The sequence below is a fragment of the Protofrankia sp. CiT1 genome (assembly GCF_917627335.1).
In the GTDB taxonomy this organism is placed as follows: domain Bacteria; phylum Actinomycetota; class Actinomycetes; order Frankiales; family Frankiaceae; genus Protofrankia.
In genome coordinates this window covers 2,921-12,931 of record NZ_CAKJTP010000092.1, presented here as the reverse complement: position 1 = coordinate 12,931, position 10,011 = coordinate 2,921, and the positions used below count along the sequence as shown (strand labels likewise).

9 protein-coding genes and 1 pseudogene are annotated in these 10,011 nt (G+C 67.7%); 2 read left to right on the top strand and 8 right to left on the bottom strand.

Features of this window, described 5'->3' with window-relative positions; translation table 11 throughout:
* Positions 1-27 precede the first annotated feature (27 nt).
* Positions 28-1,281, bottom strand: coding sequence for an ATP-binding protein (locus tag MJ785_RS14810; RefSeq protein ID WP_239377246.1), 1,254 nt, complete (start codon positions 1,279-1,281; stop codon positions 28-30).
* Between the two features lie 290 nt (positions 1,282-1,571).
* Between MJ785_RS14810 and MJ785_RS14805 the strand changes: the two are divergent.
* A pseudogene (locus MJ785_RS14805) lies at positions 1,572-2,198 on the top strand (transposase); the annotation flags it as partial.
* A gap of 121 nt (positions 2,199-2,319) precedes the next feature.
* Here MJ785_RS14805 and MJ785_RS14800 read toward each other — a convergent pair.
* From MJ785_RS14800 to MJ785_RS14770, 7 genes are all read right to left on the bottom strand, one after another.
* Complete coding sequence (locus tag MJ785_RS14800) at positions 2,320-3,036, bottom strand: transposase (RefSeq protein ID WP_239381379.1); 717 nt, start codon at positions 3,034-3,036, stop codon at positions 2,320-2,322.
* 677 nt (positions 3,037-3,713) lie between these two features.
* Positions 3,714-4,124, bottom strand: coding sequence for a transposase (locus MJ785_RS14795; protein ID WP_239381377.1), 411 nt, complete (start codon positions 4,122-4,124; stop codon positions 3,714-3,716).
* Positions 4,125-4,475: 351 nt separating this feature from the next.
* Entirely contained in the window at positions 4,476-6,350 is a 1,875-nt protein-coding gene (locus MJ785_RS14790) for a hypothetical protein (RefSeq protein ID WP_239381375.1), read from the bottom strand.
* Positions 6,347-6,574 (bottom strand): hypothetical protein, encoded by a 228-nt coding sequence (locus MJ785_RS14785; RefSeq protein ID WP_239381373.1) that lies wholly within the window; start codon positions 6,572-6,574, stop codon positions 6,347-6,349. Before MJ785_RS14785 ends, MJ785_RS14790 begins: the two co-directional genes overlap by 4 nt.
* A 769-nt stretch (positions 6,575-7,343) precedes the next feature.
* Entirely contained in the window at positions 7,344-7,997 is a 654-nt protein-coding gene (locus MJ785_RS14780; RefSeq protein ID WP_239311372.1) for a nucleotidyl transferase AbiEii/AbiGii toxin family protein, read from the bottom strand.
* 5 nt (positions 7,998-8,002) lie between these two features.
* Positions 8,003-8,404 carry a hypothetical protein gene (locus MJ785_RS14775; protein ID WP_239311373.1) on the bottom strand — a complete coding sequence of 134 codons (402 nt, stop codon included), beginning with the start codon at positions 8,402-8,404 and terminating at the stop codon, positions 8,003-8,005.
* 310 nt (positions 8,405-8,714) lie between these two features.
* Positions 8,715-8,915: a transposase gene (locus tag MJ785_RS14770; protein WP_239381383.1), complete on the bottom strand. Its 201-nt coding sequence runs from the start codon at positions 8,913-8,915 to the stop codon at positions 8,715-8,717.
* A 167-nt stretch (positions 8,916-9,082) separates the two neighbouring features.
* Here MJ785_RS14770 and MJ785_RS14765 point away from each other — a divergent pair, with 167 nt between their 5' ends.
* On the top strand, positions 9,083-9,904 hold the full coding sequence (locus tag MJ785_RS14765) for a transposase family protein (RefSeq protein WP_239311374.1): 822 nt from the start codon (positions 9,083-9,085) through the stop codon (positions 9,902-9,904).
* Positions 9,905-10,011: the final 107 nt, after the last annotated feature.

The window sequence follows — 10,011 nt, the reverse complement described above, 5'->3', positions numbered from 1 at the left end:
CCGGCATCATGGCTACTCGCGGGCTGGTTACCCTGTTCGGCCTGCCCATAGCGCACAGATGGGCAGTGCCCAGATCCGGTCGTCAAGATCGAAGGGAATCGGGCCGGTGTGGAACACGACTCCCGCGCGGAAGTCCGGGCCGAGCTGATCGCGCAGCCACATGAGGTGGCGGGCGTCCCGAGCGGTCGGCGCCGAGGAAGCCTTGATCTCGATCCCGATCACTTCGCCTCCTCCGAGGTCTATGACGACGTCGACCTCCTGGCCGTCCCGGGAGCGGATGTGGTGCAACCGGGCGTGAGGGTGGAGAAGGGTCACTTCCGGTCGTAGCTGGGCGACGACGAAGGTGTCAATCAACCTGCCGAGCAGGTCTCCGTCCCGCAGGACGCTCCGCTCGTCCACCCGGGCGGCGGCGAGCGCGAGCGCGGGATCGGTCAGGTACCGCTTCGCCCGTTTGGTCAGCCTGTTCAGCCGGTTCGTCGCCCAGGCAGGAACGAGTTCGGTCAGGTAGAGGGCAGCCAAGATCCGGTCGTACGCGCCAGCGGTCCTCTGGTTGATTCCGGCAGCCTGGTAGACCGTGCTCTCAGCGGGAAGGCCCGCCGTTGAAAGCCCGAGAACCTCGAGATAGCGACGTAGTCGTACGGGGTCCCGTTGCTCCCCCGCGGCCAGCACGTCTCGATTGACGACGTGATCGATGTAGGAGTCCAGCCAGACGAGTCGCCCTGATGCGCTCAGGTTCAAGGCCGCCTCGGGGAAGCCGCTCCTCAACGCCTGGTCGACGTAGTCATCCAGGCTCGGAGGCGGGCCAGAAATGCCCAGTTGCGAGATGTCCGAGTTGAGAAGCAGATCCAGCAGACCCGGTTGATCGACGGAGCGAGCGATCTCCCGCTGGGTAAGGCCGTGCAGCACCAACCGGACGACTCGACCCGTCCCGGGCCACTGGCGGGTCGTGAAGTCGGCTTCGACGCTGCCGGTAAGGAGAAACCGGCCGGGACGGGGATCGTCGTCGACCGCGCGCTTGACCGCGCCCAGGATCTCCGGCACCTCCTGCCACTCGTCGAGGAGGACTGGTTCCCGCGCCCGGCGCAGTGCCGCGTCCGGGTTCGCGGCAACCGCCGTGGCGACCGCGGGGTCATCCAACCGCAGGATGTCGTTGGCGATCCGCCGGGCGGAGGTCGTCTTCCCCGCGGCACGCGGGCCGGTGACCATGACAGCGGGCAGCCCCGCGAACAGACTCGCCAAGCGCCCGTCGGCGATCCGCGGAACATACCTTGACGTGGCCATACAGCCACGGTACACAATCTGCGAGCCCAGCAGTACAAAATTTGCGAGTCTGCTAGTACAACTATTGCTGGGTCATCACTACAAGGTTTGCTGAGGGACTCGAACCCCTCACACCGCCAGCCCCATCAGCGGGCCAGGACTAGTGCCTGATATGGGGGTATCAGATGGTTCGCGTAAGAACGGGTTGGTTTGGATGGACCAGGTCGGGATGAACCTGGTTCGGTCGGAAAGGACCCTCGCTGAACGGCACAAAGGCTGGTTCGGCGGTTGACGTAGCCACAGCGGCGTGGCTGGCGGAGGTATTGCAGCCGGAGGCGATCGATCGGCTGTTGGCGGACGCGGAGGCGTCGGGGACGCCGATTGATGGTGTGGACGGGCTGCTGGCCCAGATGACCAAGGCGGTGCTCGAACGCGTCCTGGAAACAGAAATGTCGGATCATCTCGGCTATGAGCGTGGGGATTCCTCGGGGAACGGGTCGGGGAACTCGCGTAACGGCCACGGTGTGAAGACCGTGCACACGACCGCCGGCCCCGTGACGATCGCGGTCCCGTGGGATCGCAATGGCGAGTTCGCGCCGCGGATCGTCCCGAAAGGCGCGCGTCGGCTCGGACAGATCGACGAGATGATCTTGTCGTTGTATGCGCGGGGCATGTCGACCCGGGATATTGAGGCGCACCGCCGGGTAGCCCGGGGGTGAAATTCCCCCGGGCTACCCGGCGGCGAGGTGTACGGGATTGCCGCGTCCCGGGAACTCATCTCCACGATTACAGATGTGGTGGCGGACGAGATCACGGCCTGGCAGAACCGGCCCGTCGACGACGTCTATCCGATCATGTATGTGGATGCGATCCGGATCCGGGTCAAGGACCGTGGGGTCGTCACCATGAAGGCGGCGCACCTGGTCGTGGGCGTCGACTCTACCTGGGAATCCGGAATATCTCGACCAAGCGCGGAGGTGAGAACGGGACCGGCACCCAGGGTTGGAAGCAGGCGCTGAACGCGATGGTGATCCTGTTCCCGGACAGGCTCCCACTTCACTAATTGACGAGCAAATCACACCGTAAGGACAATTCCCGCCCATCCTTACACGAAAAACTGGACAGGCCCGTCGACATGAGCGCCGTGCGTTTCGTCTCGGACTCGGGCAGGTGCAGGTTGTCGACCCGCGCCCCGTAGCGCACCTGCCAGGACGCGTCGATCACTCCTGTCAGCCAGTCCGGCGCGGCGCTGGCCAGCGCCTCGAGCGCGGCGCGCAATGTCTCCCCGGCCAGTTCCAGGCGGCACAGGTGCCGGATCGCCCCGAGCACGTGCGTCGAGTCGGTGCGCGCCCGCCCGCGCGCCTTCACCAGCCCCTCGGCCGCGAGGCGTTCGAGCAGCGCGTCCAGCGCGAGGGTCGCCAGATCCCCCGCGACGAGCCGGGAACGGAACTCCGAGAGCACACTGGCGTCGAACCCGGCGTCGTCGAGATCGAGGCCGAGGGCGAACTTCCACGACACCCGGTCGCGGACCGCGTCCGCGGCCTGCCGGTCGGTCAGGTTCTCACTGAACTGCAGCACCGTGACCATCATCAGCTGGCCCGGAGAGATCCCCGGCCGGCCCCGGACCCCGAACGCGCCCATGAACCGCTCGTCGTCATACACCGCGCCGAGCTCGTCACGGATGCGCATCGCCAGGTTCCCCTTCGGGAACGCGGCCTGCGCGACCTGCGCGGTCAACGGCGGGACCTCGGGCCAGGGTCTCGGCTGCAGCGACACGGCTGCCATCATCCCGACCACCGACCCACTGATCTACGACCGGTCCGGGTGTCGCGCACTCGCGCAACACCGGCCCAACTCCCGTAGCAGCCTCACCGACACGGTCAAGGCCCGCAACCAGCGCCAGCCGAGCCACTCACCCTCACGACCCCAAATAAGCCAGCAGGGTCCGCCATCCTGTCAAAACGAGCTCATCGGCATCGCAGACCCAGCGGCTGACCGGGACACCCAGTCCATTTTCCTGCACCCATAGTGATCAGCACGGCGATCTCGCCCTCCTGTCAAGATTCCGGTGGTGACAATCGGTGATAGGTGTTCATGAGAGCAGGATCCGCTGTCGGAGCAGGGAGAAGCCAGCGCGGCCGTACATCTGACGTTTGATCAGTTTCGTCTTTCTTTTGATCATTTTCGTCCTGGTGTTGGCGCCCTCCATGGGGCCGTTGCTGGAGGGCAGGGCCAGTCCGGCGACGACGGCCTCATGGTCGTTCTCGAAGGCCTGCGACGAAGGTATGCAGGGCGGGCAGGTCGGCGGGCCTGCTCGCCAGCCAGCCGGGCCAGGAACCCGGCGGTGAACCGGCCCTTCGCGACCGGTTTCGCCGGCACCGGCGCGGTCACCGTCCGCGGGCCGGGGCAGCGGCGCCGGTACCGGCGCCGGCGGTGCAGGACCCGGGTCGCTGTCACCCGCCAGTCGACCTGCTCGCTGTCGTCGGACCCCAAAGGCTCGAACGCCGCCCCGCACCCAGAACAGGCCGTCCGCCCTCGGGCACGTCGTGGACCTCCTCACGGGTGTCCAGGTGGGAGTAGTCCCGCCGCCCGTGCCCTTTGCTCACCCTGCGCTGGCCGCGCTTCCCAGGCTGTCCGCCGCCCGGAGCCGGCTGGTCTCCTGGCCCGCCGCTCGCGGCCGGCGACGGGCCGATCTTCTCCGACGAACGGCCGAACAGCATCCGGCTGAGTACCGCGACCTGCTCGCCCAGTTCCTCGACTCGTGCCCGGAGCTGCTCGGCGCCGGCCTCCGCATGTTCGGCGCGAGAGACACGCGGCCCGGCACACACCATCACCGACAGGCACATCACGCGCCTGACCGGCATGTCGCGACAACATCTCGTCAACGTGCGGCCAGAGCGACGCCCGACCCACACCCGGCCACCCACGGGTTCACCGAACATTTACAACAAACGGATAATTTCGACGTCTTTCTTGACATCGACAAGCGTCCTACCCGCGAGCGCCTTCCTGAGGATTTCGATAGCAACCGGAGGGAGGTGCGAGACGTTTGTGATGGTCTCGTTCTTGACCTTTCTGCCTTCCCAGTAAGTGCGTCGCACCGGATGCGACACATACTCCCGGGGCTCGCCAGCCGCATTCATCTACCGACTGATGATCCGATCCACGTGCATCGCGCCGGGCACCTAACTAATTTCGTCCGAACGGACAGTCGATCACGGCCTTGTTGCCGTCACCACCGCATCTCCAAGGTTCTGCACGTCGTTGAAGCCGTTCGCCCGGAGCAGCCGCTCCAGGAGTCGGGCGTCTTCGTTACCCCCGCCCTGGTAGCGGTAGGTGAACGTCCCGCCAGGCCGGAGCACGCGTTTGATCCCAGGAACGCCGCGCGACCAGTCCACTACCTCGGGGGCCATTCTGTAGGCTTCGACGCGATCCACCGTGCCAGGGTCGAACAACTCGCCGATATCGGCGGCGTCGGCATTCACATGGTTGGGAATGCCGCGTCGCGCGACCGCCTGGTTGTTGATGTTTATGGCGTCGACCGGCTCGTGCGGCGCTCCCGCACCGCCCATGTTCGCCACCACCGGCTTTCCCTCGTCCGTCAGCTGCTGGGCAAACCTGCGAGCCTGGGCAGCCGGGGTGCCAAGCTCCGCGCCGGCCGCAGCCTCGCCTTCCCCGCCCCCTACGCGGACCAGACGTCGGAGCACCGCCCGCAACGCCATTCCGCCGACGAGCGTCACGGCCAGGATGACCAGCTCGTGCTGGACCTCGCGCACGAGCTCGCGGACCGCCTGCCGCGCGGTCTGCACTGTCCGCGGCGTCGTCGCGTCCGCGAAGATGGTGGGCACGGTCAGACCGCCGACCGCCCGGTAGTAGGCGTAGGGCCGTGCCTGGCCGGGAGCCTGCGGCCCGAAGGGAACCGCCGCGACGGCCTCCTCCCGGGACCCGTAGGTGGCCACGTCGGCGGGAGCGTACGAACCACCGCCGAAGTCGAAGTACGGCTCTGGGACAAGCACCGGCATGTCGATCCCGTTGAGATACAGGGCGAAACCGCCCTGGTAGATGGAATACCCGACGGCCTGCACCGCCCGGTCGACATAGCTGGCCCCGGACCGGGGGTCCACGGCGCCCGCCGACACCGTCGGCAGCTGGATGCCCAGGCTCTGCAGGCGCTCCTGCTCCTCCGGTGACACCGCGTCGAGGTCGATCTCCGTTGGCCGACGGCGGGTCGTCTCCGCCTGGACCAGCTCCCGCGCGTTGCCGGGCTGCGCCGCGGACGCCAGCGCAGCGAGGGCCCTGTCGTCGAGCGCGGCCACCCGGGTCCTGATGTCGGCCTGGGACATGCCGTTGAGCTGGTCGACCGCGCTCCTCCAGTCATGGGCGCGGATAGCGGCCTCGTACGCGGCGAACACCCGGCCGACCCGGGCGGTCTCCGAGCGCTCGATGGCTGCCGGAATGCGGGCGTTGTCGCCGCACACGGCCTTTAGCTCCATCTTCTGCTGCCACGTCAGTGGTGCCAGGCGGTGCGCCATGTCCGCGTCTGACAGTTGGGTGAGCTGCACCGCAGCGGCGGCCCAGTCGCCGCGCGTGGCCGCGGCATCGAACGCGTGCATGATCTCGCCCAGCCGGGCGACCTGCGCCCTGCCCGCGTCCAGGCTCTGCAGGATGAGTGGCTGGTGCGGCCACCCGGCCAGGTGCTCCTCGACGGCGGCCCGGGTGTTGGTGGCCTGCGCGACGGAGAGCCTCGCGGACAGGTCTCTAATGTCCGCCTCGTTGAACCCGTTTAGCCGGACCGCGACGTCCTTCCAGTCCGCCGCCGCGATCGACGCCCGCAGCGCGGCCAGCAGGTCCGACCGTGTCGGCTCCCGCTGGACCACAAGCACCCGTCGGACGGCAGCGGGCCCAGGGGCGTCGGTTCCGAGCCGGACCAGCGCCGTGACCGCCCTGTTGCCGGCGCTGCGCTGCAGGGCCAACAGCCGCGCGGCGGGTGCGTTGTCGGCAGCATCCGGAGTCTCCACCAGGACAGGCCGGCGATGACGCTCGCGCGCCCCGACCGGCGGGGCTGTATGGGACGGCGCACCGATTGTCATCGCTCGTCCTCGCCCGGGTCGTCGGGGTGGCTGACCGTCCCGGCGGGCCCGCCCGCGCCCGACGCCCTGGGCCCGCGGGTGAGGGCGGGATCCCGGACATCCAGCCGGTCGTGGTCCACGTTGGCCTCCCAGGGCGCCCGCCGGCCGGCGGGCAGCCAGCCCGGTTCGCGGCTCGCCGTGATGCCAGCCGGCGCCGCCGGTCGCACGTGCGAGACGAGCCTCATTGTGAGGTGACGACGACACGTGGGACAGCCCGCGACGATGTCCAGACCCGTTCCGCCCGCGCGGCGGCCCAACTTTGCCCGAAAGGGCGGCACCGGCCACGACGCGCCCGCCGCGGCCGCGGTCCGTACTTCACTGGGCCCGTCAGAATGCTGGCCGGCCGTGGTGGCGCCAGCTCCTGGCACCTCCCAACGGGACGAGCATGAGTGGAGTTCGGTGCCCGTGGACGCGTCGTGACCCGCCAGCCAAGCCACGCAGCGTCGGTCCGGCGGTCCGGCGGTCCGATTGAGGCCAAGGTCCTGCGGATTCAGGCACTTGGCGAAGCTGATCGTCAGATCAGCGAGCAGCAGGGGAGAGCGTGGACCCTGTGCAGCGGCATCCGAACCGACTGATCTTGGTTGCTGGCCCTGACATCATCGTCCGACCCGTCGCTACTCGGGCCCTGACCAGGGACGACACCCAGTGACCACGCCGACCGTCACATCATCTACCCGATCGAACGAGTGTTCCGCAGACCTGGCGGCTTCGGGCACCTCGACCCCTCTGGCGACCGTGATCGTAGGCGATTGAACCGCCACCGCCACCGCCGGCCGCGGACGGGCGGCGGCTGGCCGTGCAGCGGCGGACACACGCACCCTCCAGACCCTGCTCGACGTCCGGACCGGCGCCGCACCTACCACCGCCCTTACGGACAGTTACCAGAAGGGACGATTCCACACCCCAGAGTCACCGCCGCCATCGAGCGCCCGTCGCTGGGGCGGCGAGGAGCTGTCACTGGGGCTGGTTGGCGAGGAGGAGGTGACGCCGCTCGGCGAAGCGTCGACGCAGGTCCGCGACGGCTTCTGGTTTGGTGTCGTATTCGGCGAAGGCGGTGTCGGTGATCTGGGTGAGGGCGCCGAGGGCGTCAGCGAAGATGAGGCGGTCGAAGCCTGGGTCGGTCTGCGCGGCGAGGTTGAGCAGCTGTTCGCGGGTGTATCGGCCGCTGGTGATGGCGGCGTCGACGTCGAGGAAGTCGCGTGGCATGGCGCGGCCGAACAGGGCGCACATCTTGTTGGCGACGGCGTCGTCGGCGTGCAGGACGGGGCCGATGTCGAGCTGGATCGGGTCGTGCGCACGCCAGTCGGCGGAGATTTCGACCTTGTCTGCCCGCCTGTTGACGGGGTCGGTCACCATGACTCGGACGAACGTCTCGCCGCGCATCCCGATCGACGTCGTGTATCCCGCTTCTTCCAACGCGTCGATGACAGCCGTGACCAGGTCGGGGAACTCGTCCCGTCGCCGCCAACTGGTGAACAGATCGACGTCGCCGCTCGGGCGACTACCGATGCCGTGTGCCTGGACGGCGTAGCCACCTGCGAGCGCAAGCCCGTACGGTCTTCCCGCAGCGAGTGCGACTCGGGTGATCCGTTCGTGGTTTTCGTCCATGAGTTCTAGGCGATCGCGGTAATTCGACTGATTTCAGCAAGAACGGGAAACTTCTCATCCCAGGCCCGGCGGAGTTGGGCCGGTAGCCAAAGGACCGCCCAGAGGCGGCGCAGCACGGCTGCGTTCAGGTAGGCGTAGAGGTCCTGCGGGTTAGCCGCTTCGACGAGGACGGCGCGGTAGAGATCGATGATCCGTCCCGGGGCGTCCAGGTCGTATTCGGCGTGACCCGACCAGTCGAGGTGTGCGGGCAGCTGGACCACGCCGGTCACCGGGCCGCGGAGCAGGTCGAGGCTGCCCGCGACGGCGTACGGACGCCGGTAGCGGGGCGACGAGACACCCCCGGAGTCGACCATGGTCACCAGCGTATAGCGACCAGCGGCGAAGCGCTGGATGCGTCGCGCGGACACCGCTTGTGCCGGCCGCGGCGGGTTCCGCGGCGCCGGGACAGGAGGCGCACGGCCAGCCGCCGGGCATCGGCCGACAGCGAAGCGTCCGTGGAAGCCTCCGGAGCGCACAGCCGTAGCCTCGGATCTTGGCGATACCCCGCTGTATCAACGGTGTCCGGGATGCGAGACCCATGTATTGCCTGGTGGCGGGGTATTCGGAGCGTGTGCGTCGATGAAATCGAATTTTACTTATGCTGGCTCGCGAAGAAGGCCGCTGTTTTTAGGAAGGCATTGTCCATCTGCGCCTGCGCGTATTTCTTGCGTAGTTCGATCAGTTCGGCGCGCTCTGATAGCGACAGCGGCTTCTCCTCGCTCTCGCTGTTGTTCTTCGCCTTTTCATCCAGTTCCCCAGCGTCGAGTCGTTGATGCCAAGGCTCTTCGCGACCGCAGCCAACGGCCGGTCTGATTCGAGCACCAACTGTACCGCCTCGTCTTTGTACTCCTGCGTGCACTTCCGGGGTGTTGACCCCATGACGCCCCTTCCCCTCGGACAGTGAGCCTTTCCCAGCAACCACTCGCTACTCTTCGTAGTTATCACGAACTGTGATGGTCCCGGGGGTGCCGAAACGCAAGACGCGGGGTCTCGATAAGAAGTAGGTTCTTCGACAGATCCACGTCAGGATGAGGCCCCGCGGGCGCATGAGTCTCGCATACGTCGGCAAGCTGCAGTTCTCCGAAAGCACCGTCCTCCGGCTGGCGACCTTGCTGATCGCGGAGCGCGAGCGTCGAGGCACCCGGAAGGGGACCCGCGCCCTCACCCCGTGGGCGCAGGCCGTGCTCGTACTGCGTTGGTTCCGTGACGGCATCCGGATCAAGGACCTGTGCGACGACAACGACATCAGTTCCTCGGCGGGTTACCGCTATCTCCACGAGGGCGTCGCGGTCCTCGCCTGGCAGGCCCCTGACCTGCGCAACGCACTGCTGGCCGCGAAAGCCGCGGGCTACGACCACGTCGTGGTCGACGGCACGGTGATCAAGACCGACCAGGTCTCCACCCCCGGCCCGACGAAGGGCGTGGACCTCTGGTGGTCCGGAAAAATCAAGAATCACGGCGGCAACGTCCAGGTCGTCTCCGCCCCCGACGACGGCTGGCCGCTGTGGGTCTCCGACGTCCGGCCCGGCCGGGAGCACGACACGACCGCCCTGCGCGCCTCCGGCGCGCTGCCGGTCCTCGCGGAGTGGAGCGGCGCCGGCGGCGGGGTCCTCGCCGACCTCGGTTACGAAGGGCTACAGGACCAGGTCGCGATCCCGTACAAGAAGCCCACGGGCGAGGACCTGCCCGACGACCACAGGAAGCGCAACATGATCCACTACGCGCTGCGGGGCGTCGGCGAACGCGCGAACGCCCTCCTGAAGTATTTCAAGGCCCTGCGCAACGTCAGTCTCGGCCCTTGGAAGATCGGCCTGATTGTGAAAGCCGCCCTCGTGATCCTCCACACCGAGCACGGCCGCACCACCTGACGGCCATCACCCGAACACACCGTTGTGGTTACACGTTGCCACCAACGGTTACTGGGAAAGGCTCAGCGGACTTCAGGTCCGCTGTCCACGGAACCGGGACCGCTCCA

What these genes read in the sequence shown, in the direction of transcription:
- MJ785_RS14810 (WP_239377246.1), bottom strand. Translation starts at nt 1,281, where the DNA reads ATGGCCACGTCAAGGTATGTTCCGCGGATCGCCGACGGGCGCTTGGCG.
- MJ785_RS14795 (WP_239381377.1), bottom strand. Translation starts at nt 4,124, where the DNA reads ATGCCGGTCAGGCGCGTGATGTGCCTGTCGGTGATGGTGTGTGCCGGG.
- MJ785_RS14790 (WP_239381375.1), bottom strand. Translation starts at nt 6,350, where the DNA reads ATGACAATCGGTGCGCCGTCCCATACAGCCCCGCCGGTCGGGGCGCGC.
- MJ785_RS14785 (WP_239381373.1), bottom strand. Translation starts at nt 6,574, where the DNA reads ATGAGGCTCGTCTCGCACGTGCGACCGGCGGCGCCGGCTGGCATCACG.
- MJ785_RS14780 (WP_239311372.1), bottom strand. Translation starts at nt 7,997, where the DNA reads ATGGACGAAAACCACGAACGGATCACCCGAGTCGCACTCGCTGCGGGA.
- MJ785_RS14770 (WP_239381383.1), bottom strand. Translation starts at nt 8,915, where the DNA reads ATGGGGTCAACACCCCGGAAGTGCACGCAGGAGTACAAAGACGAGGCG.
- MJ785_RS14765 (WP_239311374.1), top strand. Translation starts at nt 9,083, where the DNA reads ATGAGTCTCGCATACGTCGGCAAGCTGCAGTTCTCCGAAAGCACCGTC.